Genomic DNA, 26,476 nt, shown 5'->3' with positions numbered 1-26,476 from the left:
AGATGCCGAAGCGTGAAGATCTCAAGCATGTGATGGTGATCGGCTCCGGCCCGATCGTCATCGGCCAGGCCTGCGAGTTCGACTATTCCGGTACCCAGGCGTGCCGGGTGCTGCGCGAGGAGGGCATCCGCGTCTCGCTGGTCAACTCCAACCCGGCCACGATCATGACCGACCCGGAGTTCGCCGACGCCACCTACGTCGAGCCGATCACCCCGGAGTTCGTCGAGCTGGTCATCGCCAAGGAGCGCCCGGACGCGATCCTGCCCACGCTGGGCGGCCAGACCGCGCTGAACACCGCCATCGCCCTGCACGAGAGCGGCGTGCTGGAGAAGTACGGCGTCGAGCTGATCGGCGCCAAGGTGGACGCCATCCGCAAGGGCGAGGACCGGCAGCTGTTCAAGGAGATCGTCGCCAAGGCCGGCGGCGAGACCCCGCGCTCGCGGGTCTGCCACTCGATGGACGAGGTCCGCGAGACCGTCGCGCAGATCGGCCTGCCGGTGGTCATCCGCCCGTCGTTCACCATGGGCGGCCTGGGCTCCGGGATGGCGCACACCAGCGAGGACCTGGAGCAGATCGCCGGCGCCGGCCTGGCCGCCTCCCCGGTGCACGAGGTGCTCATCGAGGAGAGCGTGCTCGGCTGGAAGGAGTACGAGCTCGAGCTGATGCGCGACAAGCATGACAACGTCGTGGTCGTCTGCTCGATCGAGAACCTCGACCCGATGGGCGTGCACACCGGCGACAGCGTCACCGTGGCCCCGGCCATGACGCTCACCGACCGGGAGTACCAGAAGCTGCGGGACCTGGGCATCGCGGTGCTCCGCGAGGTCGGCGTGGACACCGGCGGCTGCAACATCCAGTTCGCGATCAACCCGGACGACGGCCGGATGATCGTGATCGAGATGAACCCGCGCGTCTCCCGCTCCTCGGCCCTGGCGTCCAAGGCCACCGGCTTCCCGATCGCCAAGATCGCGGCGAAGCTGGCCATCGGCTACACCCTGGACGAGATCCCGAACGACATCACGCTGAAGACGCCCGCCGCGTTCGAGCCCGCGCTCGACTACGTGGTCGTGAAGATCCCGCGGTTCGCGTTCGAGAAGTTCCCGGGCGCGGACAAGGAGCTCACCACCACGATGAAGTCGGTCGGCGAGGCGATGAGCCTGGGCCGCAACTTCGCCGAGGCGCTGAACAAGGCGATGCGCTCGATGGAGACGTCGCGGGCCGGCTTCTGGACCTACGCCGACGCCACCGACGACCTCCAGGAGGTGCTGGAGGCCCTGAAGACGCCGCACGACGGCCGCCTCTACACCGTGGAGCACGCGTTCCGGCTCGGTGCCACCGTCGAGCAGGTGCACGCGGCGAGCGGCCGGATCGACCCGTGGTTCCTGGACGAGATCAAGGCTCTGGTCGACCTGCGCGAGGAGATCCTGGCCGCGCCGGTTCTGGACGAGGAGCTGCTGCGCAAGGCGAAGCGGTCCGGGCTCTCCGACAAGCAGCTCGCCGCGCTGCGGCCGGAGCTGGCCGGCGAGGACGGCGTGCGCGCGCTGCGGCACCGGCTCGGCCTGCGTCCGGTCTACAAGACGGTGGACACCTGCGCCGCCGAGTTCGCCGCCAACACGCCGTACCACTACTCGTCGTACGACGAGGAGACCGAGGTCGCGCCGAGCGATCGGCCCAAGGTGATCATCCTGGGCTCCGGCCCGAACCGGATCGGTCAGGGCATCGAGTTCGACTACTCCTGTGTGCACGCCGTGCAGGCGCTGCGGGGTGTCGACTTCGAGACCGTGATGGTCAACTGCAACCCGGAGACGGTCTCCACCGACTACGACACCGCCGACCGGCTGTACTTCGAGCCGCTCACCTTCGAGGACGTCCTCGAGGTGTTCCACGCCGAGGACAGCTCCGGCAAGGCGGCCGGCGGCCCCGGCGTGATCGGCGTGATCGTCCAGCTCGGCGGGCAGACCCCGCTCGGCCTGGCGAACCGGCTGAAGGCGGCCGGCATCCCGATCGTCGGCACCTCGCCCGAGTCGATCGACCTGGCCGAGGACCGTGGCCTGTTCGGCGCGCTGCTGGCCGAGAACGGGCTGCGCTCGCCGGACCACGGCACCGCCACCTCGTTCGACGAGGCCAAGGCGATCGCCGACACGATCGGGTACCCGGTGCTGGTCCGCCCGTCGTACGTGCTCGGCGGCCGGGGCATGGAGATCGTCTACGACGAGCCCACCCTGAAGGGCTACATCGAGCGGGCCACCGAGATCTCCCCGGACCACCCGGTGCTCGTCGACCGGTTCCTGGACGACGCCGTGGAGATCGACGTGGACGCGCTCTGCGACGCCACCGGCGCTGTCTACCTGGGCGGCGTGATGGAGCACATCGAGGAGGCCGGCATCCACTCCGGTGACTCGGCCTGCTCGCTGCCGCCGATCACCCTGGCCGCCTCGCACATGGCCGAGGTGCGCCGCTACACCGAGGCCCTCGCCCGGGGCATCGGCGTGCGCGGCCTGATGAACGTCCAGTACGCGCTCAAGGACGAGCAGCTCTACGTCCTGGAGGCCAACCCGCGGGCGTCGCGTACCGTGCCGTTCGTCTCCAAGGCGACGGGCGTGCAGCTGGCCAAGGCGGCCGCCCGGATCATGCTCGGTGCCACCATCGCCGAGCTGCGGGCCGAGGGCATGCTGGTGAGCGACCGGGACGGCGGGTCCACCCCGGCGCACGCCCCGATCGCGATCAAGGAGGCGGTGCTGCCGTTCAAGCGGTTCCGCACCCTCGCCGGCAACAACGTGGACAGCCTGCTCAGCCCGGAGATGAAGTCGACCGGCGAGGTGATGGGCATCGACGCCGGCTTCGGGCAGGCGTTCGCCAAGTCGCAGGCCGCGGCGTACGGGTCGCTGCCGACCAGCGGCAAGATCTTCGTCTCGGTGGCGAACCGGGACAAGCGGTCGATGGTCTTCCCGGTGAAGCGGCTGGCCGACCTGGGCTTCACCATCGTCACCACGTCCGGCACCGGTGAGGTGCTCGCCCGGTACGGCATCGACTGCGAGGTCGTCCCGAAGCACTACGAGAGCCCGGGCAAGAACGCCGTCGAGCTGATCCTGGCCGGCGAGATCGCCCTGATCATCAACACTCCGCAGGGCTCCGGCGCCAGCGCCCGCCAGGACGGGTACGAGATCCGCAGCGCCGCGGTCACCGCCGACACCCCGTGCGTCACCACCGTGCCGGGCGCGGCCGCGGCGGTGATGGGCATCGAGGCCCTGATGCGCGGCGACATGTCGGTGCGGCCGCTGCAGGACCTGCACAAGATGCTCCGGAGCGACCTGGCATGACCGACCGCACCGAGCGGCAGCCACCGGCACCTGACAACGACCTCGCAGGCGAGGGCAGGCCGAGGATGGCGCAGCTATGAACCTGTTCCGCAACGCCGTCCGGCCGGTGCTGTTCCGGCTGGGCGGCGGCGACGCCGAGTCCGCGCACGAGTGGACGCTGCACCGGCTCGCCTCGATGCCGCCGGCCGCCCGCGAGGTGATGCGCCGCCGCTACGCGTTCTCCGCCCCGGTGGACGCGTTCGGCGTGCGCTTCCCCAACCGGGTCGGCCTGGCCGCCGGGATGGACAAGAACGGCCTGGCGCTGCCCGCCTGGCCGGCTCTCGGATTCGGTTTCGTCGAGGTCGGCACGGTCACCGCCAAGGCGCAGCCGGGCAACGACAAGCCGCGCCTGTTCCGCCTCCGGGAGAGCGAGGCGATCATCAACCGGATGGGCTTCAACAACGCCGGCGCGGCCGCCCTGGCCGCGCGGCTGGCGGAGCTCGGCCCGATCGGGGTGCCGCTCGGCATCTCGCTGGGCAAGTCCAAGGTCACCCCGCTGGACGAGGCGGTCGAGGACTACCTGGAGTCCTACCGGCTGCTGCACCCCTACGCCGACTACATCGCGGTGAACGTCTCGTCGCCGAACACCCCGGGCCTGCGCAGCCTGCAGGACCGGGACTTCTTGACGACGCTGCTGAAGGAGCTGAGCGGCCCGGTGCCGGTGCTCGTCAAGATCGCACCGGACCTGACCGAGCCGGCCATCGCCGAGCTGCTCGAGGTCTGCCTCGAGCACGGCGCGGCCGGCCTGATCGCCACCAACACCACGCTGGCCCGGGACGGGCTCGCCCCCGGTGACCAGCACCTGGCCGCCGAGGCCGGCGGGCTCTCCGGCAAGCCGCTCACCGAGCGGTCCCGCGAGGTGGTCAGGTTCGTGCACGACGAGACCGGCGGCCGGCTGCCGATCATCGGGGTCGGCGGGATCATGTCGGCCGACGACGCCGCACGGATCCTGGACGCCGGGGCCACCCTGGTGCAGCTCTACTCCGGGTTCATCTACCGGGGCCCGGACCTGGTCAAGGCGGTCGCCCAGGGCGCCCGCCCGTCCCGCGCCACGACCGCGCGATGAGCCCCGGCGAGCGCGACCTGCTTGCGCTCGACCGGGCGCACGTCTGGCACCCGTACGGGCCGATGCCCGGCAGCGGCGATCCCTACCTGGTGGAGAGCGCTGCCGGGGTCCGGCTGCGCCTGGCCGACGGCCGGGAGCTGGTGGACGGCATGTCGTCCTGGTGGGCCGCCGTGCACGGGTACCGGCACCCGGTGCTGGACGCGGCGCTCACCGAGCAGGCCGGCCGGATGAGCCACGTGATGTTCGGCGGGCTCACCCACGAGCCGGCCATCACCCTGGCCACCACCCTGGTCGAGCTCACGCCGCCCGGCCTGGAGCACGTCTTCCTCTGCGACTCCGGGTCGATCGCCGTCGAGGTGGCGATCAAGATGGCGTTGCAGGCGCAGCGGGCGCTCGGCCGGCCCGGGCGGCGCAAGTTGGCCACCTGGCGCGGCGGGTATCACGGGGACACGTTCCACCCGATGAGCGTGTGTGACCCGGAGGGCGGGATGCACTCGCTCTGGACCGGGGTGTTGCCGGCCCAGGTCTTCGCCGGCGCGCCGCCGGCCGGATACGTCCCGGAATACGCCGACTCGCTGCGCGAGACCATCGCCGGCCACGCCGGTGAACTCGCCGCGGTGATCGTCGAGCCGGTGGTCCAGGGCGCCGGCGGGATGCGCTTCCACGACCCGGAGTACCTCAGGGTGCTCCGCGAGATCACCACCGAGCACGGCATCTTCCTGATCTTCGACGAGATCGCCACCGGCTTCGGCCGCACCGGGCGGTTCTTCGCCGCCGAGCACGCCGGGGTGAGCCCGGACATCATGTGCCTCGGCAAGGCGCTGACCGGCGGGTACCTGACGCTGGCGGCGACGCTCTGCACGCCCGGGGTGGCGGCCGCGATCTCGGCGGGGGAGGGCGGCGGGCTGATGCACGGGCCGACGTTCATGGGCAATCCGCTGGCGTGCGCGGTGGCGAACGCCTCGCTGGGACTGCTCCGGGACGGCGGGTGGGCTCGGCGCGTACCGGAAATCGAAGTCCTGTTGAGAAGCGGCCTGGAACCGCTCCGCGGCGCGCGCGGGGTCGCGGACGTGCGGGTCCTGGGTGCGATCGGGGTGGTCCAGCTGGACCGTCCGGTGGACATGCGGCGGGCGACGGCGGCCGCCGTCGCCGAGGGCGTGTGGCTTCGGCCGTTCCGGGACCTGATCTACACCATGCCGCCCTACGTCGCGGACGACGCCGACGTGGCCCGCATCACCGCGGGGATCGCCGCCGCCGTGGCGGCATGCTGACACGACCGTACTGACTACACCTTGGGTGGTAATTGCTACATGGAAACCTTCGGCGAACGGCTGCACGCGGCTATCGATCAGCGGGGTCCGCTGTGCGTGGGCATCGATCCCCATGCCGCTCTGCTGGCCCGCTGGGGCCTCTCCGACGATGTCGCCGGCCTGGAGCGCTTCGCCCGTACGGTGGTCGACGCGCTGGCCGATCGGGTGGCCGTTCTGAAGCCGCAGGCCGCGTTTTTTGAGAGATTTGGGTCACGTGGCGTCGCGATTCTTGAGTCAACTATCCGACAGTCTCGGGAAGCCGGCGCTCTTGTCCTGCTCGATGTGAAGCGTGGCGACATCGGCTCGACGATGGCCGCCTACGCCGCCGCCTACCTCAATCCAGCGAGTACTCTCCGCTCCGACGCGATTACTGTGAGTCCCTATCTGGGAGTGGGCTCGCTGCGGCCGGCGTTCGATCTCGCCGCCGAAACCGGTGCCGGAATTTTCGTCCTCGCACTGACCTCCAACCCGGAAGGCGCCTCCGTCCAGCATGCCGTCGGCCCTGGTGGGAAGACCGTCGCGCAAACGGTGATCGACGAGATTTCCCAGCTCAACGCGGGTGTGAGCCCGCTCGGAAGTTTCGGGTTGGTGGTCGGCGCCACGATCGGAAAGACCGGTCACGACCTTTCCGCGGTGAACGGTCCGCTGCTCGCGCCGGGCCTCGGAGCGCAGGGCGGAACGCCCGATGACCTGCGCGCGGTCTTCGGCGAAAGCCTGCACAACGTGTTGCCGTCGTACTCACGGGAAGTCCTCGCGGCCGGCCCGGAAATCGCCGATCTTCGGGCCGCGTCGGACCGCGTTCTGGCCGAGGTGCGCGCCGCGCTCGGGTGAAACCCGCTGCGTATCCGGGTGCGGGCCGGGGTACCCCCACGTTGCCGAACGCGCCGATGACCGCTAGTTTTCCCGGCGCCGGGAACCACATGCCCCTTTGGTTCCCTGGCACACCACGTTTCACAGAAGCGCCGGTATTGAACTACCGCCGCGATAGGGACCTGAGGAGAACTGGTGCCGCTCCCGTCACTGAGCCCCGAGCAGCGCGCTGCCGCGCTGGAGAAGGCCGCGGAAGTTCGCAAGGCTCGGGCCGAGCTGAAGGAACAGCTCAAGTCCGGCAAGACCACCCTCGCCGCCGTGCTCGACCGCGCGGAGGCCGATGAGGTCGTCGGCAAGCTGAAGGTCTCGGCCGTGCTGCAGGCGCTGCCGGGCATCGGCAAGATCCGCGCGACCCAGATCATGGAGAAGCTGAAGATCGCCGAGAGCCGCCGGCTCCGGGGTCTCGGCGACCAGCAGCGCAAGGCCCTCCTGGGGGAGTTCGCTGCGAACTGACTCATCGGCTCGTGTAGGAATGAGCCGTGAGCATGGATGACGACGCGCGCCCGGCAGCCCGCCTCACCGTCCTGTCCGGCCCCTCCGGGGTCGGCAAGGACAGTGTGATCGAGCTGATCCGGGCGCGCTCGCCTTGGATCCGGTTGTCGGTGTCGGTCACGACACGCAAGAAACGCGACTACGAGACCGACGGCGAGCACTACCACTTCGTAACCCGGTCCGAGTTCCAGCGCCTGGTCGACGGCGACCAACTGCTGGAGTGGGCGGAATTCGCGGGCAACCTCTACGGCACGCCCCGCGCGCAGGTCGAGGGCTGGCTCCAGCAGGGCCGGCCCGTGCTGTTGAAGATCGACTTGCAGGGCGCCCGTCAGGTGCGGGCCGCCATGCCGGAGGCCCAGCTGGTCTTCCTGGCCCCGCCGAGCGTCGAGGAGCTCCAGCGCCGCCTGATCGGCCGGGGCACCGACGACGCCGAGACGATCAAGCGCCGGCTGGCGCACGCCGACGAGGAACTGGCCGCCGAGTCGGAGTTCGACGTCACCGTCGTGAACGACTTCGTCGAGCGGGCCGCTGACGAGCTGGTAGGATTGCTCGGTTCGTTATACCTAGCCCACGAGCATTAAGGATTCACCACAGTGGGAACTGTCGCCAACCCCGAGGGCATCACCAACCCGCCGATCGACGAGCTGCTCGACAAGACCTCGTCGAAGTACTCGCTGGTGATCTTCGCGGCCAAGCGCGCCCGCCAGGTCAACGCCTACTACAGCCAGCTCGGCGAGGGTCTGCTCGAGTATGTGGGTCCCCTGGTCGAGACCACCCCGCAGGAGAAGCCGCTCTCCATCGCGATGCGGGAGATCAACGCCGGCCTGCTGACCGCCGAGCCGACCGACCACCCGTAAGCCGCATGCCTGGGTGCCCTCAGTTCGCAAGCGCGAACCGAGGGCATTCTGCTTATTCGCCTGCCTGAGGGCCGAGCCTCCAGACCCCACGACTGCCCAGCGGGTCCCGGCCTCGATGCGATGAACGTGATCTTGGAGTGGTGACGTGACTGAGGTCGTTCTCGGGGTGTGCGGTGGCATCGCCGCCTACAAGGCCTGTGAGTTGCTGCGGCTGTTCACCGAGGCGGGCCACGGCGTCCGGGTGGTGCCGACCGCCTCGGCGCTCAAGTTCGTCGGCGAGCCCACCTGGGCCGCCCTCTCCGGCCGCCCGGTCGCCACCCAGGTGTGGGACGACGCGCACGAGGTGCCGCACGTGCGGATCGGCCGCGCCGCCGAGCTGGTGGTGGTCGCCCCGGCGACCGCCGACATCCTGGCCAAGGCCGCCCACGGCATCGCCGACGACCTGCTCACCAACACCCTGCTCACCGCCACCTGCCCGGTCGTCTACGCCCCCGCCATGCACACCGAGATGTGGGAGAACCCGGCGACCCGGGCCAACGTGGCCACCCTGCGATCCCGCGGCGCGCTGGTCATCGAGCCGGCCGTCGGCCGCCTCACCGGCAAGGACACCGGCAAGGGCCGCCTGCCGGAGCCGTCGGCGATTTTCGCGTACGCTCTCCGCGCGCTCACCGCCAAGCGGGACCTGGCGGGCCGCCACGTCGTGGTGACCGCCGGCGGCACCCGGGAGCCCCTCGACCCGGTCCGCTTCCTCGGCAACCGCTCCTCCGGCAAGCAGGGTTACGCCCTGGCCCGGGCGGCCCTGGCCCGCGGCGCCCGAGTGACGTTGATCGCGGCGAACGTGACTTTGCCTGACCCGGCCGGTGCCGATCTGATTCACGTGGGCACCACCGAGGAACTGCGCAAGGCCACCGTCGAGGCGGCCGCCGCGGCGGACGTCGTGGTGATGGCCGCCGCTCCCGCCGACTTCCGCCCGGCCACCGTCGCCGAGCAGAAGATCAAGAAGACCGACGACGGCTCCCCGGCGCCGATCGCCCTGGTCACGAACCCGGACATCGCCGCCGAACTGGGCGCCGCGAAACTGCCCGGGCAGCTGCTCGTGGCGTTCGCCGCCGAGACGCACGACGCGCTGGAACACGCCCGGGCGAAAATGCTGAAAAAGCGGGCGGATCTCATCGTCGTCAATGAAGTAGGGGTTGATCGGGTTTTCGGACACGATCGGAACACCGTTACTGTGCTGGGCGCGGACGGTTTCACCGAGGCCCTCGACGAACTCTCCAAAGACGATGTGTCAGATAGGATCTTTGACCACGTCGTGGGCAGGCTCGATGCCCAGGGCGGTGAGGTTCGGCCGCGCTGATTACACTTCCGCGTTACCTGTTTTCGACAACTGAGGAGCACCGTGGCACGCCGCCTGTTCACTTCCGAGTCGGTCACGGAAGGCCACCCGGACAAGATCGCTGACCAGATCAGCGACGGTATTCTCGACGCCCTGCTCGCGCAGGACCCGCGGAGCCGTGTCGCGGTCGAGACCCTGATCACCACCGGCCAGGTGCACGTCGCGGGCGAGGTCACCACCCAGGCGTACGCCGACATTCCCAAGATCGTGCGCGACACCATCCTGGCGATCGGCTACGACTCGTCGAAGAAGGGCTTCGACGGCGCGTCCTGCGGCGTCAGCGTCTCGATCGGCTCCCAGTCGCCGGACATCGCCCAGGGCGTGGACAGCGCCATCGAGCTGCGCGAGGGTGATTCCGAACACATCCTGGACCAGCAGGGCGCCGGCGACCAGGGCATGATGTTCGGCTTCGCCTGCTCGGAGACCCCCGAGCTGATGCCGCTGCCGATCGCGCTCGCGCACCGGCTGGCCCGGCGCCTGTCCGCGGCGCGCAAGGACGGCACGATTCCGTACCTGCGCCCGGACGGCAAGACCCAGGTCACCATCGAGTACGACGGCCTGCGCCCGGTCCGGCTGAACACCGTGGTGGTCTCCTCGCAGCACGCTGCGGACATCTCGCTGGAGTCGCTGCTCACCCCGGACGTGCGGGAGCACGTGATCGGCCCCGAGCTGGAGGGCCTCGGCCTGGAGACCGAGGGCTACCGGCTGCTGGTGAACCCGACCGGCCGGTTCGAGATCGGTGGCCCGATGGGTGACGCCGGGCTGACCGGCCGCAAGATCATCGTGGACACGTACGGCGGGTACGCCCGGCACGGTGGCGGCGCGTTCTCCGGCAAGGACCCGTCGAAGGTGGACCGGTCCGCGGCGTACGCGATGCGCTGGGTCGCCAAGAACGTGGTCGCCGCCGGCCTGGCCGAGCGGTGCGAGACCCAGGTCGCCTACGCGATCGGCAAGGCCCACCCGGTCAGCCTGTTCGTGGAGACCTTCGGCACCGAGAACGTGCCGGTCGAGCGGATCGAGAAGGCGATCACCGAGATCTTCGACCTGCGCCCGGCCGCGATCATCCGGGACCTGGACCTGCTCCGCCCGATCTACCAGCAGACCGCCGCGTACGGTCACTTCGGCCGGGAGCTGCCCGACCTGAAGTGGGAGAGCACCGACCGCGCCCAGGACCTGAAGAACGCCGCTTCCTGAGGCTCCTCGCTCGTTGTCGGTGAAGCCGGCGCCCCTGGTGGGCGCCGGCTTCCGCGTTCTCCGCGGGCGTACCCCCGATCGGGCGATCGCCGGGGGCGGCGGGCCGTGGGCTCGCCCGCGGCCGGAAATGTCGGAGGGGGCGGGCAGAATGTTCGGAGATGGGGACCAAGGGTGTGCGTGGGGAGCGGGAGCCGGCGGAGCGTCTGCCGGTGGCCCGGGTGTGTGTCGACGTCCCGCTGCCACACCTGGACCGGCCGTTCGACTATCTGGTCGCCGGCGCCGATGACGAGGCGGCGCAGCCCGGGGTGCGGGTCAAGGTGCGGTTCGCCGGGCAGTTGGTGAGCGGGTTCCTGCTGTCCCGCGCCGAGGCCTCGGAGCATCAGGGCCGGTTGGCCTTCCTGGAAAAGGTGGTCTCCCCGGAGCGGGTGCTGGATCCCGAGGTGGCCCGGGCGGCTCGGGCGGTCGCCGATCGCTATGCGGGGAGCCTGGCCGATGTGCTGCGGCTGGCGGTGCCGCCCCGACACGCCCGGGTGGAGTCCCAGACGGCCCCCGAGACGCTGCCCGGCCGGGATCCGGTGGCCGGCGCTGTGCCGGAGTCGGGTCCGGTGGCCGGGAGTGTGCCGGAGTCGGATCCGGTGGCCAGGAGTGTGCCGGACTCGGATCTGGGTGCCGGGAGTGTGCCGGAGTCGGATCCGGCGGCGGGGACCGGGTCGGCGACGGCCGGCGACGAGCCGGTGGACGGGGGCGCGGCGGGCGAGCCGGCCGCCGGGCCGTCCTTCCGGGCGCCCGCCGCGGGTGGCTGGGATTCCTACCCGGCCGGCCCGGCCTACCTGCGGGCCCTGGCGGACGGCCGCCCGGCCCGCGCCGTCTGGTCGGCGCTGCCGGGCGAGGACTGGCCGCTGCGGATCGCCGAGGCCGCCGCCGCCACCGCGCGCACCGGCCGTGGCGTGGTCATCGTGGTCGCCGACGCGCGCGACCTGGACCGGGTCGACCGGGCGCTCACCGAGGTGCTCGGCGCCGGCCGGCACGTCGCGCTGAACGCGGCGCTCGGCCCGGCCGAGCGCTATCGGCGGTTCCTCGCCGCCAGCCGGCACCAGGTCCCGGTGGTGGCCGGCACCCGGGCGGCGATGTGGGCCCCGGTCGCCGCGCTCGGCCTGGTGGTCATCTGGGACGACGGCGACGACCTGCACGCCGAGCCCCGCTCGCCCTACCCGCACGCCCGCGACGTGCTGCTCACCCGTGCCCGGCTGGCCGACTGCGCGGCCCTGGTCGGCGGCTTCGCCCGGACCGGCGAGGGCCAGCTGCTGCTGGAGACCGGCTGGGCCCGGGAGATCGTCGCCGACCGCGCCGTGCTGCGGCGGCGGCAGCCGGCCATCTCGCCGACCGGTGACGATCCGCAGCTGGCCCGCGACCCCGGCGCGGTGGTCGCCCGCCTGCCGAGCGTCGCCTGGCAGGCGGCCCGGTCCGCGGTGCAGGCCGGCGCCCCGGCGCTGGTGCAGGTGCCGCGGCGGGGCTATCTGCCGGCCGTCGCGTGCGTGGAGTGCCGCAATCCCGCCCGATGCCCGGCCTGCTCCGGCCCGCTGGCCCTGCACAGCGCCCGTGACGTGCCGGTCTGCCTCTGGTGCGGGCGGAATTTCCCGGCCTACCAGTGCCCGGTCTGCGGCGAGCGGCGGCTGCGCGCCTCGATCATCGGGGCCCGGCGCACCGCCGAGGAGCTGGGCCGGGCGTTCCCGGGTGTGCCGGTGCGCACCTCCGGCCGGGACGAGATCTTGGACACGGTCCCGGACGAGCCGGCCATCGTGGTGGCCACCCCGGGCGCCGAGCCGGTGGCCGCCGGTGGCTACGGCGCGGTCCTGCTGCTGGACACCTGGGCGTTGCTCAGCCGGGCCGACCTGCGCGCCGCCGAGGAGACCATGCGCCGCTGGCTGAACGCGTCGGCGCTGGCCCGCCCCGGCTCGCAGGGCGGCAAGGTGATCGTCGTGGCGGACGGCTCACTGGCCCCGGTGCAGGCCCTGCTGCGCTGGGACCCGGGCTGGTTCGCCGCCCGTGAGCTGGCCGAACGCCGCGAGTTGGGTTTCCCGCCGGCGGCTCGGATGGCCAGCGTCACCGGTACCGCGCCGGCCGTCGCCGAGCTGCTGACCATCGCCGATCTGCCGGACGGCACCGAGCAGCTCGGCCCGGTCCCGGCCGGTGACGAGCAGGAGCGGATGCTCCTACGGGTGTCCCGGTCCCGCGCCGCCGACCTCGCCCACGCCCTGCACGTGGCCGCCGGCGTGCGCAGCGCCCGCAAGGCGGCGGTCCCGGTGCGCATCCAGGTGGACCCGGCCGACCTCTTCTGAGTCCGTAGACTGTGGGAGCCGTTTTCCCAGATTGAGGAGTTCCGCCGCGTGACCGTCCAGCCCATCCGTCTGTTCGGCGACCCGGTGCTGCGCACAGCGGCCGATCCGGTCGTCGACTTCGACAAGGAACTGCGCAAGCTGGTGAAGGATCTGACCGACACGATGCTCGACGAGGGCGGCGCCGGTCTGGCCGCCCCGCAGCTCGGTGTCGGCCTGCGCGTGTTCACCTTCGACGTCGACGACGTGGTCGGGCACATCGTCAACCCGGTGTTGTCGTTCCCGGACGACGAGGAGCAGGACGGCCCGGAGGGCTGCCTCTCCATCCCGGGCATCTACATCGACACCAAGCGCCGGCAGAATGTGGTGGCCAACGGTTTCTCCGAGCACGGCGAGCCGATCCAGCTGGTCGGCACCGGCCTGATGGCCCGCTGCGTGCAGCACGAGACCGACCACCTGGACGGCGTGCTCTTCCTGGACCGCCTGGACTCGGCCGCCCGCAAGGACGCGATGCGGCAGATCCGCTCCGCCGAGTGGTACGACGCGGCCAAGCCACCCACCGTCAAGGAGAGCCCGCACGGCCGTGGCATCTTCGGCGTGGGGCGGTGAGCTGATGCGCCTGGTCTTCGCCGGTACCCCCGAGGTGGCGCTGCCCAGCCTGGACGCGATCGCCGCCTCCGGGCACGAGCTGCTCGCCGTGGTCACCCGGCCGGACGCCCCGGCCGGTCGCGGCCGCCGGCTGGTCCGGTCCCCGGTCGGCGCGTGGGCGGACGAGCGCGGCATCGAGGTGCTGACCCCGGAGCGCCCGCGCGAGCCGGAGTTCCAGCAGCGCCTGCGCGAGCTCGCGCCGGACTGCGTGCCGGTGGTGGCCTACGGTGCCCTGGTCCCGCCGTCGGCCCTGGAGATCCCCCGGCACGGCTGGCTCAACCTGCACTTCTCGCTGCTGCCCGCGTGGCGTGGCGCGGCCCCCGTGCAGCATGCCGTGCTGCACGGTGACGAGGTGACCGGGGCCAGCGTCTTCGAACTGGAGGCCGGCCTGGACACCGGCCCGGTCTACGGCACCGTCACCGATCAGATCCGGTTCAACGACACCTCCGGCGACCTGCTGGAGCGGCTCGCCCACGAGGGCGCCGGCCTGCTCGTCGCGGTGCTCGACGCGATCGGGGCGGGCACCGCCCGGGCGCACCCGCAGCCACACGACGGGGTCAGCCTGGCGCCGAAACTCACCGTCGAGGACGCCCGGATCCGCTGGACCGACCCGGCGTTCGCCGTCGACCGGCGGATCCGGGCGTGCACTCCGGCCCCGGGCGCGTGGACCACGCTGCGCGACGACCGGCTCAAGCTGGGACCGGTCCGGCCGGTCGCCAACGCGCCACATCTGCCGCCGGGCGAGCTGCGGGTGGAGCGCACCCAGGTGCTCGTCGGCACCGCCACCACGCCGGTGCAGCTCGGCGAGGTCCGGGCGGCGGGCAAGAAACCGATGGCCGCGACCGATTGGGCTCGCGGGATGCGTATCGAAGCAGGGGAGAAGCTCGCGTGACGGAACATCGGGCTTCACGGCCACACGGCGCCGGCCCTCGGCGCCCGTCCGGGCCGGGACATCCGCGCGACCAGCGCAGCGGCCGGGCACCGCGGGGTGGCCGCCCGCCGTCCGACCCGGCGCGCCAGGCGGCCTACGAGGCGATCGCCGCCGTGCACCGCGACGACGCGTACGCCAACCTGGTGCTGTCCGAGATCCTCGCCGGGATGGGCCTGCACGGGCGGGACGCCGCGTTCGCCACCGAGCTGACGTACGGCACGCTCCGGGCGCTCGGCACCCTCGACCTGATCATCGTCGACGCCGCCGGCCGGGAGCTGTCCCGGATCGACGCGCCGGCGCGCGACGCCCTGCGGCTCGGTGCCTACCAGCTGCTCTACACCCGGGTGCCGTCGCACGCCGCCGTCAACCAGACCGTCGACCTGGTCCGCTCGGTGGCCCCGGGCGCCGCCGGTTTCGCCAACGCGGTGATGCGCACCATCTCCGAGACCTCGCTCGACGACTGGCTGGCGAAACTGGCCCCGTCGGCCGAGGACGACCTGGTCGGTCACCTCGCGGTGCACCACCATCATCCGGAGTGGATCGTGCGGGCGTTCGCCGAGTCGCTCGGTGGCGACCTGGAGGACACCGCCCGGCTGCTGATCGAGGACAACCAGGCGCCGACGGTGCACCTGTGCGCGCGTCCGGGCCGGGCCGACGCGGTGGAGCTGGCCGACGAGGTGGACGGGGTGCCGGGCGCGTTCTCGCCGTACGCGGTCTACCTCAACGGTGGCGCCCCGCGCGAGCTGGCCGCCATCCGCGAGGGCCGGGCCCACGTCCAGGACGAGGGTTCCCAGCTGGTCGCGGCGGCACTGCTGGCCGCCCCGGTGGAGGGCCGGGACACCCGCTGGCTGGACCTGTGCGCCGGCCCGGGCGGCAAGACCGGCCTGATCGGCGCGATCGCCGCCGGTCGCGGTGCCGAGGTGACGGCCGTCGAGGTGGCCGAGCACCGGGCCCGCCTGGTCGAGCAGGCCACCGAGGGGATGCCGGTGACGGTCCTGCCGATGGACGGCCGGTCGGTGGGCCGCGACCCGGACCTGCCCGAGGAGTCGTTCGACAGGGTGCTGGTCGACGCGCCGTGCACCGGGCTGGGCTCGCTGCGCCGCCGGCCCGAGTCCCGCTGGCGCCGGCAGCCGGCCGACCTGCCGCCGCTCACCAAGTTGCAGCGGGAGCTGCTGGTGGCCGCGCTGCGGGCGGTCCGCCCGGGTGGCGTGGTGGCCTACGTGACGTGCTCCCCGCACATGGTGGAGACCCAGGTGACGGTGAGCGAGGGCGCCCGGCGCAGCGGGGTGGAGGTCGACTTCGTCGACGCCCGGCCGCTGCTGCCGCCGGGCATGCCGGGTCTCGGCCCGGGCCCGACGGTCCAGCTCTGGCCGCACCGGCACGGCACCGACGCGATGTTCCTGGCGGTGCTGCGCCGCACCAGCTGACTAGTGCGGGGGAGGCTCGGCGCGAGTCATACACTGCATCGGTGACACCTTCGCCGATCATCGCGCCGAGCATCCTCGCCTCCGACTTCTCCCGCCTGGCCGAGGAAGTGCACGCCATCGAGGGGGCCGCCGACTGGGCGCACGTGGACGTCATGGACAACCACTTCGTGCCGAACCTGACGCTGGGCCTGCCGATCGTGCAGAGCCTGCGCAAGGCGACGACGATCCCGTTCGACGTGCACCTGATGATCACCGACCCGGAGCGCTGGGCGCCCGGTTACGCCGAGGCCGGGGCGTACAACGTGACGTTCCACGCCGAGGCCTGCGACGACCCGGTGGGGCTGGCCAAGACGCTGCGCGCGGCCGGGGCCAAGGCGGGCCTGGCCATCGACCGGGACACCCCGGTGGAGCCGTACCTGGAATTGTTGCCCTATCTGGACACCGTCCTGATCATGACGATCAAGGCCGGTTTCGGCGGGCAGAAGTTCCTGCCGGAGATGCTCGACAAGGTGCGTGACGTGCGGCGGCGCGTCGAGGTGGGTCACCTGGACGTGCGCATCGAGGTGGACGGCGGGATCGCCGCGGACACCATCGAGCAGGCCGCCGAGGCCGGCGCCGACGCGTTCGTGGCGGGCACCGCTGTCTATGGCATGAGCGACCCGGCCGAGGCGGTGCGTAAGCTTCGGGCACTGGCCGCCAATCGGATGGGGAACTCGATGTGAGTACTTCCGAGCCGGGGCCCGCGGTCGAGGACCTCGGGCTCGACGCCGACGAGCAACGACCGGATCTCGTCCTGGTCGTCGACGACGACGAGGACATCGCGAGCTTCGTCGAGTTCAACCTCAAGGTGCACGGCTTCGAGGTGATCCGGGCCCGGGACGGGCAGGAAGCGCTCGACATGATGGAGACGCACCGGCCCGACCTGGCAGTCGTCGACTGGATGATGCCCCGGATGGACGGCGTCGAGCTGATTCGCAACCTGCGGGCCGATCCTCTGACGTCGGCCCTACCGGTGATCATGCTGACCGCCCGGAGCATGACGGTGGACAAGGTGGTCGGGCTGACCACCGGCGCCGACGACTACCTGACCAAGCCGTTCGACACCGCCGAGCTGATCGCCCGGGTCTCCACCACGCTGCGGCGCAACAAGGAGTTCCGCGAGGTCTCGCCGCTGACCGGCCTGCCCGGCAACGCCCGGGTGCGCCGCGAGATCATCGAGCGGATCCGGTCCGGTGGCGACTACTCGGTCGGTTACATCGACATCGACCGCTTCAAGAGCGTCAACGACGTCTACGGTTTCGACCGCGGCGACGAGTTCATCACCGCCATGGCGCGCAGCCTGCAGCGGGCCAGCTCGTCGGCGGGCAAGCCGTCGATCTTTCTCGGCCACATCGGCGGCGACGACTTCGTCTTCATCTGCCACCCCGACCAGGTGTTGCCGCTGACCAAGAGCATGGTCACCGACTTCGAGTCGGCGGCCGACCGGCTCTACGACCAGAAGGACGCGCAGCGCGGTTACATCGAGGTGCCGGACCGGCGCGGCAACAAGCAGCGCGCCGCCCTGGTCACGCTGTCGATCGGGGTCGCCCAGGCGACGGCCGACGGCCGCCAGTTCACCGATCCGCGGATGGTCATCGCCGTCGCCTCGGAGATGAAGAAGGTGGCCAAGTCCCAGCCCGGCTCCTACGTCGCGATCGACCGCCGCCGCAGCGAGGCGGAGTAGTCAGACGGCACCCGCGAAACGCCGGCTGCTCAGCGGCCGGCGGGCGGTGTGCCACCGGGCGTGGCGGAGCTGGGCAGCGCGGCGTACTTCGGGACGTATTCCTGGCCGGTCAGCCCCTGGATCCGGGCGACCACCTCGTCGGTGAGCCGGCGCGCGTCCGAGGCTGAGGCCACCTTGACCGGGATCGGCGGCCCGAAGTCCAGCCGGATCGGGTGCCGTCGCGGCAGGCGGCGACCGGCCGGCCGGATCCGGTCGGTGCCGCGGATGCCCACCGGCACGACCGGCACCCCGGCCTGCGCGGCGAGCCGCACCGCCCCGGTGCGCCCCCGGTGAAGCCGCCCGTCGGGGGAGCGGGTGCCCTCCACGAAGACCGCGACCAGCCCGCCGGACCGCAGGATCGGCACCGCCGCGTCGAAGGCGCTGAGCACCGCCCGGCCGCCGGCCCGCTCCACCGGGATGGCGCCCATCCCGGTCACCACCAGGCGGGTCAGCCCGGCCTCGCGGAAGTACTCCGCCTTGGCCCAGAACGCGATGTGCCGTGGCGTGTTGACCCCGAGGAAGAGCTGGTCGGCGATGGCGTGGTGGTTGGCCGCCAGGACCGCGCCGGAGCCGGCCGGCAGGTGTTCCAGCCCGGTCACGGTGGTCGGCCAGAAACCGCGCAGCACGGTGCCCAGCGTGCGGTGCGCGACGGCGTAGAGCGGTGGCATACGGGTCATCGGGTGTCCTTCCCCAGGTGGGCGGCGAGGGTGGCGTCGATGAACGGGCCCGGGTCGGTGGCCCCGGTGGCCAGGGTGAGCGAGCCCCAGATCCAGAGCTGGGCGGTGCCGTGCAGGGCCGCCCAGATCGACGCGGCGGTCACCCGCGCGGACGGCTGCCCGGCCGGCCCGGCGGCGGCGACCAGGTCGACCAGGAGCTGGAAGAGCGGGAGTGACGCGTCGCGCAGACCGAGCTCGCCACCGGTCTCCAGCAGGTCGTGCCGGAACATCAGCTCGAACATGCTCCGGTTGGCGGCGGCGAATCGTACGTAGACCCGGGCCAGCCCGGTGATCTGCGACCGCGGGTCGCCGGCGGTCTCCCGCAGCGCGGCCTCGATCTCGGCCGTCAGATCGGCGAACCCGGACCGGGCGATCGCCGACAGCAGGGACTTGTGGGTGGGGAAGTAGCGGCGCGGCGCGCCGTGCGAGACGCCGGCCCGCCGGGCGATCTCACGCAGTGAGAGAGCACCGGGACTTTCGGTGCGCAGCAACTCCGCGCCCACCCGGACGAGTCGATCGCGTAGGGCGTCGTCAGCGGGCATAGACACTGTCTACCAGAGGCAGTAGACACTGTCTACGAAAGATGCGCCGGGGCCGGAGTTCTGCGACGCTGCGGGGATGGACGTGGACGCGCTTCGGGCCGGGACGCCCGGCTGCCGCAATCGGATCCATCTGAACAACGCGGGCGCGGCGCTGATGTCGCAGCAGACCCTGGACGCCGTCGTCGGGCACCTGCGGCTCGAGGCCCGGATCGGCGGCTACGAGGCCGCCGCCGCGGCCGCCGACCGGGTCGCCGCCGTCTACGCGGGGCTCGCCGAGCTGCTCGGCGGGCGGGCCGACGAGATCGCGCTCTTCGACAACGCGACGCATGCCTGGCAGGCGGCGTTCTACTCGGTGCCGCTGCGGCCCGGTGACCGGATTCTGACCGGGCGCAACGAGTACGGCAGCAACGTCCTGGCCTACCTGCAGGCGGCCCGCCGGGCAGGCGCCGAGGTGGTGGTGGTGCCGAACGACGCGGACGGGCAGCTCGACACGTCGGCGCTGGCCGGGCTGATCGACGGGCGTACCAAAATGATCGGCCTGACCCACGTGCCCACCGCCGGCGGCCTGGTCAACCCGGCGGCCGACGTCGGGCGGATCGCCCGCGCCGCCGGCGTCCCCTACCTGCTGGACGCCACCCAGTCGGTGGGGCAGTTCCCGGTGGACGTCGCCGAGATCGGGTGTGACTTCCTCTGCGGCACCGGGCGCAAGTTCCTGCGCGGGCCGCGCGGCACCGGCTTCCTCTGGGTCCGCAGCGGGGTGCTGGAGCGGCTGGAACCACACGTGGTGGAGATCCAGTCGGCGGAGTGGGACGGGGCGCGCGGGTTCGACTGGGTGCCCGGGGCGCGGCGGTTCGCCACCTGGGAGCTCAACTACGCGGCGGTGCTGGGCCTGGGCGCGGCCGTCGACCAGGCGCTCAACCTCGGGCTCGACGAGATCGGCAAGCGGAACGAGGAACTCGGCGACCGGATGCGCGGGCTGCTGGAGGACATCCCCGCAGTGACGGTGCACGACCTGGGCCGGCAGCGGTGCGCGATCGTCACGGCGACCGTCGACGGGCTGGAGTCGGAGCTGGTGGTGGCGCGGCTGGCCGAGTCCGGGGTGAACGTGACCAGCACCGAGCCGGCGCATCAGCAGTTCGACACCGAGGAGCGCCATCCGCCGCCGCTGGTCCGGTTCTCCCCGCACTACTACAACACCGAGGACGAGGTGGAGCACGCCGCGGCGCTGGTAGGGGCTCTCGCCGGCAAGCGTTTGTGAGATCCCTCGCCCTCGGGGTGGCAAATTCGCCGGCGCGTGCAAGACTCGGGGTTAACCCACCACGCGCTGGCGGGACTCGGTGAAATTCCGAACCGGCGGTGATCCGTTGCCTGTGCAGCGGTAAGCCCGCGACCCGGACGTCCGCACCACGACGGCCGGTGGACCTGGTGAGACTCCAGGGCCGACGGTTGATCAGGCGAAAGCCAGGTCAGACAGTCCGGATGGGAGACAGCGCGCGGAATCGGACGGGTGTGCCCTCAGCGAGGGCCGCACACGGCCGGGGTGCGCGAAGCGTACCCTCGGTGCCCGATTCTTGGCGTTTTCTCCCGTTGCCTGTCGCGCGTGATCCGACCGCGTGAGAGGGACGTCGCAGCGATGGTGACCGAGGACGAGGCGATGCGCCGCGCTGTCGCGCTGGCCGCCCGGGGCCTCGGCACGACCAGCCCCAACCCGGTGGTCGGCTGCCTGCTGCTCGGCCCGGACGGCACCGTCGTCGGCGAGGGCTTCCACGCGTACGCGGGTGGCCCGCACGCCGAGATCGTCGCGCTCGCCCAGGCCGGCGAGCGGGCCCGCGGCGGCACCTGCGTGGTCACCCTGGAGCCGTGCAACCACACCGGCCGGACCGGCCCGTGCTCGGAGGCGCTGATCCAGGCCGGGCTGCGCCGCGTGGTGATCGCCGTCGACGACCCCAACCCGGTGGCCTCCGGCGGCGCCGCCACCCTGCGCGCGGCCGGCCTGCAGGTGGCGACCGGGATGCGCCGCGCCGAGGCCGAGCTGGGCAACATCGCCTGGCTGACCGCCGTGCGCCGTGGCCGCCCGTTCGTGACCTGGAAATTCGCCGCCACCCTGGACGGGCGCTCGGCCGCCGCGGACGGGACCAGCCAGTGGGTCAGCTCCAGCGAGTCCCGCTTCGACGTGCACGTGCTGCGCAGCACCGTCGACGCGATAGTGGCCGGCGTCGGCACCGTTGTCGCCGACGATCCGCAGCTGACCGTGCGCGACCTGCGGGACGGGTCGCTCGCCATCAAGCAGCCGCTGCGGGTGGTGGTGGACACCCACGGGCGGACCCCGGAGGGTGCCCGCGTCCGCGACGCGGCCGCGCCCACCTGGATCGTCACCGCCGCCGAGGCCGGCCACGGCCCGGACGGCCGGGTCGACCTGCACGCCATGCTCACCGAGCTATACGCGCGCGGCATCCGCAGCGTGCTGCTGGAGGGCGGCCCGACGCTGGCCGGCGCGTTCCTCGCGGCCGGCCTGGTCGACCGGGTGATCGGTTACGTCGCGCCGAAACTGCTCGGCGCCGGCCGGTCCGCCCTGGTCGACGCGGGTGTCGGCACCATCGCCGACGCCCTCGAACTCGACTTCACCGACATCGCGCAGATCGGGGGCGACCTGCGCTTCACCGCCACGCTCCGCCAGAAGCCGTCCGACCGCCCCGCCCACCACCCACCCGCGGAATGAAAGGCCTGAGCTTATGTTCACCGGCATCGTCGAAGAGTTGGGTGAGATCGTCAGGCTCACCGAGGGCTCCGCGGACTCGGCGGTCATCGCCGTCCGAGGCCCGCTCGTCACCTCCGACGCCCGCGACGGCGACTCGATCGCCGTCAACGGCGTCTGTCTCACCGTGATCGACAACGTGGACGGGGTGTTCACCGCCGACGTGATGGGCGAGACCCTGCGCCGCTCCTCGCTCGGCGCGCTCGAGGTGGGCAGCAACGTGAACCTGGAGCGGGCCGCCGCGCTCGGCAGCCGCCTCGGCGGCCACCTGGTGCAGGGCCACGTCGACGGGGTGGCCACGCTGGTCTCCCGGGAGCCGGCCGACCAGTGGGAGGTCGTCACCTTCTCGCTCCCCGCCGAGCTGGCGAGATACGTGGTGGAGAAGGGTTCGATCACGGTCGACGGGGTCTCACTGACGGTCATGGCGGTCACCGCTGACACGTTCTCGGTCGGGATGATCCCGGCCACCTCCAAGCACACCGTGCTGGGCAGCAAGGCCATCGGCGAGCCGGTCAACCTCGAGGTCGACGTGATCGCCAAGTACGTCGAGAAGATGCTGGGGAGCCGCAATGTCTGAGAGCATCGAGCGCGCGATCGCCGAGATCAAGGCCGGCCGGCCGGTGATCGTGGTGGACGACGAGGACCGGGAGAACGAGGGCGACCTCATCTTCGCGGCCGAGCACGCCACCCCGGAGCTGGTCGCCTTCATGGTCCGTTACACGTCCGGGTACATCTGCGTGGCGATCACCGAGTCGGAGGCCGACCGGCTGGAACTGCCCCCGATGTACCACACGAACCAGGACAAGAAAGGCACCGCGTACGCGGTGGCCGTCGACGCCCGGCACGGTGTCAGCACCGGCATCTCGGCTGCCGACCGGGCGCGGACCATCAGCCTGCTCGGCGCGGCCGACACCCAGCCGGCGGACCTGTCCCGGCCCGGGCACGTCGTCCCGCTGCGGGCCAAGGCCGGCGGCGTGCTGCGCCGCCCCGGCCACACCGAGGCCTCGATCGACCTGGCGGTGCTGGCCGGGTGCAGCCCGGCCGGCGCGCTCTGCGAGATGGTCAACGACGACGGCACCATGCAGCGTCTTCCCGACCTGGAGAAATTCGCTGTCGAGCACGATCTGGTGCTGATCACCATCGCCGACCTGGTGGCCTACCTGCGGGAGCGGGCCGAGAAGCAGATCGAGCGGGTGGTCGAGACGGTGCTGCCGACCGAGCACGGCGTCTTCACCGCGGTCGGCTACCGCACCGAGGCCGACAACGGCGAGCACGTCGCGCTGGTCTACGGCGACCTGACCGACGGCGAGGACGTACTGGTCCGGGTCCACTCCGAGTGCCTGACCGGCGACGTCTTCGGGTCCCGGCGCTGCGACTGCGGCCCGCAGCTGGACGCCGCCCTGGAGCGGGTGGCCGCCGCCGGTCGCGGGGTGGTCCTCTACATGCGCGGGCACGAGGGCCGGGGCATCGGCCTGCTGCACAAGCTCCAGGCGTACCAGTTGCAGGACCGCGGTTTCGACACCGTCGACGCGAACCTGGAGCTCGGCCTGCCGGCCGACGCCCGGGACTACGGCACCGGCGCGCAGATCCTCTACGACCTGGGCGTGCGCTCGATGCGGCTGCTCACCAACAACCCGGCCAAGCGGGCCGGCCTGGAGGGGTACGGCCTGCGGGTCACCGGCCGCGAGGAACTGCCGGTCCGCCTGCACCCGGAGAATGTGCGGTACCTGCGTACCAAACGGGACCGGATGGGGCACCTGTTCGAGGCGTTGGGCTGACCCGGGCCTCAACTGCGGCGATGATGACGAAAAAGGGGGACTGAGATGGCCGGCTTCGGTGATCCGCACATGCAGACCGTCGACGCGGCCGGGCTTCGGCTCGGCATCGTCGGCTCGCGCTGGCACAACGACCTGGTCGACCACATGATGGAGCGGGCCAGGGCGGCCGCCGAGGCGTGCGGCGTCACCGACATCGTCACCGCCCGGGTGGCCGGGTCGGTCGAGCTGCCGGTGGTGGCCCAGGCGCTGGCGAAACGCTGCGACGCGGTGGTCGCCCTCGGCGTGGTGATCAAGGGCGAGACCCAGCACTTCGAGTACGTCTGCGACGCCGTCACGGCCGGCCTGACCCGGGTCTCGCTGGACGAGCAGACCCCTGTCGCGCACGGCGTGCTCACCGTGCACAGCCTCGGCCAGGCCCGGGACCGGGCCGGTCTGGAGGACTCGATCGAGGACAAGGGCTGGCAGAGCACGGTCGCCGTGCTGGACGCCGCGCTCGCCATCCGCGAGGTCCAGAAATACTGAGGCTCAGAGCCGGCCGGCTTCGATGATCCGGGCCAGGAACTGCCTGGTCCGGGCCTCGGTGGGGTCGCCCAGCACCTGCTCGGGCGGCCCCTGTTCGAGGACCCGGCCGGCGTCCAGGAAAGCCACCCGGTCGGCCACCTGCTTGGCGAACCCCATCTCGTGGGTGGCCAGCACCATCGTCATGCCCTCGCCCTTGAGATCCCGGATCATGCTGAGCACCTCGCCGACCAGCTCCGGATCGAGCGCCGAGGTGACCTCGTCGAGCAGCAGCAGCCGCGGGTTGTTGACCAGTGCCCGGACGATCGCCACCCGCTGCTGCTGGCCGCCGGAGAGCCGGTCGGGGTACGCCTTGGCCTTGTCCGCCAGCCCGACCCGGCCCAGCCAGGCCATCGCCGTCTCGCGCGCCTCGGCGGCGGCCCGCTTGTGCACCCGCGTGGGGGCGAGGGTGATGTTGTCCAGCACCGTCATGTGCGGGAACAGGTTGTAGCTCTGGAAGACCAGACCGATCCGCTGCCGTACCAGATCCGGGTTGACCCGCGGGTCGGTGATCTCGTCACCGTCCAGGTGGATGGTCCCGTCGTCGATCTCGGCGAGCAGGTTCACGCAGCGCAGCAGCGTCGACTTGCCCGAGCCGGAGGCGCCGATCAGCGCCACCACCTCGTGCTCGCCGACGTCCAGGCTGAGGTCGTCGAGGACCACGTGGTCACCGAAGACCTTGCGGATGTTCCGGCAGGAGAGCACCACGTCAGGTCCCCGCGTTCTGGGCACGGGCCGCGCGCAGCGTCACCCGGTCGGTGATCGCGATGAGCGGCAGGGCGAGCAGGATGAACAGCACGGCGGCCACCACGTACGGGGTGAAGTTCCCGCTCTTGGCCACCCCGATCTGGGCGGCCCGGATCGCGTCGATCGGCCCGGCCAGGGAGATCAGCCCGACGTCCTTCTGCAGCGCCACGATGTCGTTGAGCAGCGGCGGGGTGACCCGGCGGACCGCCTGCGGCAGCACCACGTGCCGCATCGCCTGCCGGTGGCTCAGACCCAGCGACCGGGCCGCCGCCACCTGGCTGGGATGCACCGACTCGATCCCGGCCCGGAACACCTCGGCCAGGTACGCCCCGTAGGTGATCACGATGGCCGCCCCGCCGAGCACCACCACGTCCGGGGTGCCCCGCAACCGCAGCCCGGGGACGCCGAACGCGAACAGGTAGATCGCGATGATCAGCGGCAGCCCGCGGAACGAGTACGTGTACCCGGCGGCCAGCACCCGTACCGGAAAGGCGACCGGTCCGCGCAGCGTGCGCAGCACCGCGATCAGCAGCCCGAGCGCGAGCGCCACTGGCGCGCACACCAGGAACAGCCGGACGTTGAGCCAGAAGCCGTCCAGCACGGACGGGAAGTACTCGACCGCCACGTCCAGGTCGAAGAACGACTGCTTGACCCGGGGCCAGCCGGGCGCCCCGGTGACCCCGACGGCCAGCAGCGTCCCGACGACGGCGGTGGAGAGGGCGGCGAGCAGGACCGAGCGGATCGCCTGCCGGCGACGGTAGGCGAACCGCTCCCGCTGCCGCTGACTGGGTGCGTGGGTCACGTGAGTTCGGGCGCCCCGGAGTCGGCGAGCCAGGTCTTCTCCAGCACCGCGAGCGTGCCGTCGCCGCGGAGCTGGTCGACCGCCTGGCTGACGCAGCCGGTCAGTTTCGAGCCCTTGTCGAGCACCAGGCCGAACTGCTCGGGCACGCCCACCTGCGGCAGCTGACCGACGATCACGCCGTCCTTCAGCTCGGCGCCGGTCATGTAGAACGCGGTGGGCAGGTCCACCACGATCCCGTCGACGGTGCCGTTCTCCAGCGCCTTCTTGGCGTCGTCGTTGTTGTTGAAGACCGACGGCTTGGTGGTCGGCTTGATGATGTCGGTGATCGCCTGGTAGCTGGTGGTGCCGACCTGGGCGCCGAGTTTCGCGCCGGTGAGCTCGGCCAGCGACTTGGCGCCGGCGATCTTCGACTTCTTCGTCGTGATCACCGTCTGCCGGACCAGGTAGTACGGCGAGGAGAAGTCCACCGCCTGCTTGCGCTCGTCGGTGATGGAGAACTGGTTGATGTCGAAGTCGAACGCCTTGGGCCCGGGCGCGATCGCGTTGTTGAACGTCACCGACGTCCACACCACGTTCTCCTTCGCGTACCCGAGACGCTCGGCGACCTGGTAGGCGACCGCCGACTCGAAGCCCTGGCCGTTGGCCGGCTTGCCGTCGGAGAACCACGGCTCGTACGCCGGGTCGTCGGTGCCGATGGTGAGTTTGCCCGCGGCGACGGTGCCGAGGGCGCCGGACGGACAGGCGTCCGAGGTGGCGGAGGGGGATGCGCCGGAGGTGGTGTCGTCATCGACCGGGGAACAGGCCGAGACAGTGGCGAGCGCCAATGCGACGCCACCCACGAGGAGGGGGGTGAAACGGCTGACCATGCGGGGCAGCTTAAAAGACGTCCCACGGGCTGGGGGCGTTCGTCGTCAGACCGTAATGAGCTGC

25 protein-coding genes and 1 riboswitch are annotated in these 26,476 nt (G+C 71.7%); of the genes, 20 read left to right on the top strand and 5 right to left on the bottom strand.

Annotated features, from left to right (window positions below):
- Nucleotides 1–2: 2 nt before the first annotated feature.
- The 15 genes from carB to Actob_RS33630 all read left to right on the top strand — a co-directional run bounded on the left by carB (nt 3) and on the right by Actob_RS33630 (nt 17,609).
- Nucleotides 3–3,320, top strand: a complete 3,318-nt coding sequence (gene carB / locus Actob_RS33700) for a carbamoyl-phosphate synthase large subunit (RefSeq protein WP_284915924.1) — start codon at nt 3–5, stop codon at nt 3,318–3,320.
- 76 nt (nt 3,321–3,396) lie between these two features.
- Entirely contained in the window at nt 3,397–4,425 is a 1,029-nt protein-coding gene (locus Actob_RS33695; RefSeq protein WP_284915923.1) for a quinone-dependent dihydroorotate dehydrogenase, read from the top strand.
- On the top strand, nt 4,422–5,696 hold the full coding sequence (locus tag Actob_RS33690; RefSeq protein WP_284915922.1) for an adenosylmethionine--8-amino-7-oxononanoate transaminase: 1,275 nt from the start codon (nt 4,422–4,424) through the stop codon (nt 5,694–5,696). The genes Actob_RS33695 and Actob_RS33690 overlap by 4 nt, the downstream gene beginning before the upstream one ends.
- A gap of 39 nt (nt 5,697–5,735) precedes the next feature.
- The gene (pyrF, locus tag Actob_RS33685; RefSeq protein WP_284915921.1) at nt 5,736–6,566 is read left to right on the top strand and encodes an orotidine-5'-phosphate decarboxylase; all 831 of its coding nucleotides are present in this window, start codon (nt 5,736–5,738) and stop codon (nt 6,564–6,566) included.
- 174 nt (nt 6,567–6,740) lie between these two features.
- Nucleotides 6,741–7,058 (top strand): integration host factor, actinobacterial type, encoded by a 318-nt coding sequence (gene mihF, locus Actob_RS33680; RefSeq protein WP_014693418.1) that lies wholly within the window; start codon nt 6,741–6,743, stop codon nt 7,056–7,058.
- 32 nt (nt 7,059–7,090) lie between these two features.
- On the top strand, nt 7,091–7,678 hold the full coding sequence (gene gmk, locus Actob_RS33675) for a guanylate kinase (protein WP_284915920.1): 588 nt from the start codon (nt 7,091–7,093) through the stop codon (nt 7,676–7,678).
- Between the two features lie 12 nt (nt 7,679–7,690).
- Nucleotides 7,691–7,954 carry a DNA-directed RNA polymerase subunit omega gene (gene rpoZ, locus Actob_RS33670; protein WP_067705078.1) on the top strand — a complete coding sequence of 88 codons (264 nt, stop codon included), beginning with the start codon at nt 7,691–7,693 and terminating at the stop codon, nt 7,952–7,954.
- Between the two features lie 145 nt (nt 7,955–8,099).
- The gene (gene coaBC / locus Actob_RS33665; RefSeq protein WP_284915919.1) at nt 8,100–9,311 is read left to right on the top strand and encodes a bifunctional phosphopantothenoylcysteine decarboxylase/phosphopantothenate--cysteine ligase CoaBC; all 1,212 of its coding nucleotides are present in this window, start codon (nt 8,100–8,102) and stop codon (nt 9,309–9,311) included.
- Between the two features lie 42 nt (nt 9,312–9,353).
- Nucleotides 9,354–10,544: a methionine adenosyltransferase gene (gene metK, locus Actob_RS33660; RefSeq protein ID WP_284915918.1), complete on the top strand. Its 1,191-nt coding sequence runs from the start codon at nt 9,354–9,356 to the stop codon at nt 10,542–10,544.
- A 158-nt stretch (nt 10,545–10,702) separates the two neighbouring features.
- Complete coding sequence (locus Actob_RS33655; protein WP_284915917.1) at nt 10,703–12,883, top strand: primosomal protein N'; 2,181 nt, start codon at nt 10,703–10,705, stop codon at nt 12,881–12,883.
- 48 nt (nt 12,884–12,931) lie between these two features.
- Entirely contained in the window at nt 12,932–13,489 is a 558-nt protein-coding gene (gene def / locus Actob_RS33650; RefSeq protein ID WP_284915916.1) for a peptide deformylase, read from the top strand.
- A gap of 4 nt (nt 13,490–13,493) precedes the next feature.
- Nucleotides 13,494–14,420, top strand: coding sequence for a methionyl-tRNA formyltransferase (fmt, locus tag Actob_RS33645; RefSeq protein WP_284922428.1), 927 nt, complete (start codon nt 13,494–13,496; stop codon nt 14,418–14,420).
- Nucleotides 14,417–15,886, top strand: coding sequence for an RsmB/NOP family class I SAM-dependent RNA methyltransferase (locus Actob_RS33640; RefSeq protein WP_284915915.1), 1,470 nt, complete (start codon nt 14,417–14,419; stop codon nt 15,884–15,886). The genes fmt and Actob_RS33640 overlap by 4 nt, the downstream gene beginning before the upstream one ends.
- A 41-nt stretch (nt 15,887–15,927) precedes the next feature.
- Nucleotides 15,928–16,608: a ribulose-phosphate 3-epimerase gene (gene rpe / locus Actob_RS33635; RefSeq protein WP_284915914.1), complete on the top strand. Its 681-nt coding sequence runs from the start codon at nt 15,928–15,930 to the stop codon at nt 16,606–16,608.
- Entirely contained in the window at nt 16,605–17,609 is a 1,005-nt protein-coding gene (locus Actob_RS33630) for a GGDEF domain-containing response regulator (protein WP_407653469.1), read from the top strand. Before rpe ends, Actob_RS33630 begins: the two co-directional genes overlap by 4 nt.
- 29 nt (nt 17,610–17,638) lie before the next feature.
- Here Actob_RS33630 and Actob_RS33625 read toward each other — a convergent pair whose 3' ends face one another.
- Both Actob_RS33625 and Actob_RS33620 read right to left on the bottom strand, forming a co-directional pair.
- Nucleotides 17,639–18,316: a lysophospholipid acyltransferase family protein gene (locus tag Actob_RS33625; RefSeq protein ID WP_284922426.1), complete on the bottom strand. Its 678-nt coding sequence runs from the start codon at nt 18,314–18,316 to the stop codon at nt 17,639–17,641.
- Between the two features lie 5 nt (nt 18,317–18,321).
- Nucleotides 18,322–18,906 (bottom strand): TetR/AcrR family transcriptional regulator, encoded by a 585-nt coding sequence (locus tag Actob_RS33620; RefSeq protein WP_284915913.1) that lies wholly within the window; start codon nt 18,904–18,906, stop codon nt 18,322–18,324.
- 76 nt (nt 18,907–18,982) lie between these two features.
- Between Actob_RS33620 and Actob_RS33615 the strand changes: the two genes are divergently transcribed.
- From Actob_RS33615 to ribH, 5 genes are all read left to right on the top strand, one after another.
- Nucleotides 18,983–20,164 (top strand): aminotransferase class V-fold PLP-dependent enzyme, encoded by a 1,182-nt coding sequence (locus Actob_RS33615; RefSeq protein ID WP_284915911.1) that lies wholly within the window; start codon nt 18,983–18,985, stop codon nt 20,162–20,164.
- A 61-nt stretch (nt 20,165–20,225) separates the two neighbouring features.
- Nucleotides 20,226–20,401, top strand: a riboswitch (FMN riboswitch).
- Between the two features lie 138 nt (nt 20,402–20,539).
- Complete coding sequence (gene ribD / locus Actob_RS33610) at nt 20,540–21,625, top strand: bifunctional diaminohydroxyphosphoribosylaminopyrimidine deaminase/5-amino-6-(5-phosphoribosylamino)uracil reductase RibD (RefSeq protein WP_284922425.1); 1,086 nt, start codon at nt 20,540–20,542, stop codon at nt 21,623–21,625.
- A 13-nt stretch (nt 21,626–21,638) separates the two neighbouring features.
- Nucleotides 21,639–22,238: a riboflavin synthase gene (locus tag Actob_RS33605; RefSeq protein WP_284915910.1), complete on the top strand. Its 600-nt coding sequence runs from the start codon at nt 21,639–21,641 to the stop codon at nt 22,236–22,238.
- Nucleotides 22,231–23,439, top strand: coding sequence for a bifunctional 3,4-dihydroxy-2-butanone-4-phosphate synthase/GTP cyclohydrolase II (locus Actob_RS33600; RefSeq protein WP_284915909.1), 1,209 nt, complete (start codon nt 22,231–22,233; stop codon nt 23,437–23,439). The genes Actob_RS33605 and Actob_RS33600 overlap by 8 nt, the downstream gene beginning before the upstream one ends.
- A 45-nt stretch (nt 23,440–23,484) precedes the next feature.
- Nucleotides 23,485–23,961 carry a 6,7-dimethyl-8-ribityllumazine synthase gene (gene ribH / locus Actob_RS33595; RefSeq protein WP_284915908.1) on the top strand — a complete coding sequence of 159 codons (477 nt, stop codon included), beginning with the start codon at nt 23,485–23,487 and terminating at the stop codon, nt 23,959–23,961.
- A 3-nt stretch (nt 23,962–23,964) separates the two neighbouring features.
- Here the strand turns inward: ribH and Actob_RS33590 are convergent, their stop codons facing one another.
- Genes Actob_RS33590 through Actob_RS33580 form a run of 3 tightly spaced genes read right to left on the bottom strand, consistent with a single transcriptional unit; the run spans nt 23,965 to nt 26,412 of the window.
- A complete protein-coding gene (locus Actob_RS33590; RefSeq protein WP_284915907.1) occupies nt 23,965–24,705 on the bottom strand; it encodes an amino acid ABC transporter ATP-binding protein in 741 nt (246 codons plus the stop codon).
- Between the two features lies 1 nt (nt 24,706).
- Nucleotides 24,707–25,546, bottom strand: coding sequence for an amino acid ABC transporter permease (locus Actob_RS33585; protein WP_284915906.1), 840 nt, complete (start codon nt 25,544–25,546; stop codon nt 24,707–24,709).
- Nucleotides 25,543–26,412 carry an ABC transporter substrate-binding protein gene (locus Actob_RS33580; RefSeq protein ID WP_284915905.1) on the bottom strand — a complete coding sequence of 290 codons (870 nt, stop codon included), beginning with the start codon at nt 26,410–26,412 and terminating at the stop codon, nt 25,543–25,545. Before Actob_RS33580 ends, Actob_RS33585 begins: the two co-directional genes overlap by 4 nt.
- Nucleotides 26,413–26,476 lie beyond the last annotated feature (64 nt).

This window comes from Actinoplanes oblitus, from assembly GCF_030252345.1.
Lineage (GTDB): Bacteria > Actinomycetota > Actinomycetes > Mycobacteriales > Micromonosporaceae > Actinoplanes > Actinoplanes oblitus.
This window is presented reverse-complemented; position numbering and strand designations above follow the sequence as displayed.

Excerpts from the sequence above, each read along its gene's own strand:
- carB (WP_284915924.1), top strand. The coding sequence starts at position 3 with ATGCCGAAGCGTGAAGATCTCAAGCATGTGATGGTGATCGGCTCCGGC.
- Actob_RS33695 (WP_284915923.1), top strand. The coding sequence starts at position 3,397 with ATGAACCTGTTCCGCAACGCCGTCCGGCCGGTGCTGTTCCGGCTGGGC.
- Actob_RS33690 (WP_284915922.1), top strand. The coding sequence starts at position 4,422 with ATGAGCCCCGGCGAGCGCGACCTGCTTGCGCTCGACCGGGCGCACGTC.
- pyrF (WP_284915921.1), top strand. The coding sequence starts at position 5,736 with ATGGAAACCTTCGGCGAACGGCTGCACGCGGCTATCGATCAGCGGGGT.
- gmk (WP_284915920.1), top strand. The coding sequence starts at position 7,091 with ATGGATGACGACGCGCGCCCGGCAGCCCGCCTCACCGTCCTGTCCGGC.
- Actob_RS33655 (WP_284915917.1), top strand. The coding sequence starts at position 10,703 with ATGGGGACCAAGGGTGTGCGTGGGGAGCGGGAGCCGGCGGAGCGTCTG.
- fmt (WP_284922428.1), top strand. The coding sequence starts at position 13,494 with ATGCGCCTGGTCTTCGCCGGTACCCCCGAGGTGGCGCTGCCCAGCCTG.
- Actob_RS33625 (WP_284922426.1), bottom strand. The coding sequence starts at position 18,316 with ATGCCACCGCTCTACGCCGTCGCGCACCGCACGCTGGGCACCGTGCTG.
- Actob_RS33620 (WP_284915913.1), bottom strand. The coding sequence starts at position 18,906 with ATGCCCGCTGACGACGCCCTACGCGATCGACTCGTCCGGGTGGGCGCG.
- Actob_RS33615 (WP_284915911.1), top strand. The coding sequence starts at position 18,983 with ATGGACGTGGACGCGCTTCGGGCCGGGACGCCCGGCTGCCGCAATCGG.
- ribD (WP_284922425.1), top strand. The coding sequence starts at position 20,540 with ATGGTGACCGAGGACGAGGCGATGCGCCGCGCTGTCGCGCTGGCCGCC.
- Actob_RS33605 (WP_284915910.1), top strand. The coding sequence starts at position 21,639 with ATGTTCACCGGCATCGTCGAAGAGTTGGGTGAGATCGTCAGGCTCACC.
- Actob_RS33600 (WP_284915909.1), top strand. The coding sequence starts at position 22,231 with ATGTCTGAGAGCATCGAGCGCGCGATCGCCGAGATCAAGGCCGGCCGG.
- ribH (WP_284915908.1), top strand. The coding sequence starts at position 23,485 with ATGGCCGGCTTCGGTGATCCGCACATGCAGACCGTCGACGCGGCCGGG.
- Actob_RS33580 (WP_284915905.1), bottom strand. The coding sequence starts at position 26,412 with ATGGTCAGCCGTTTCACCCCCCTCCTCGTGGGTGGCGTCGCATTGGCG.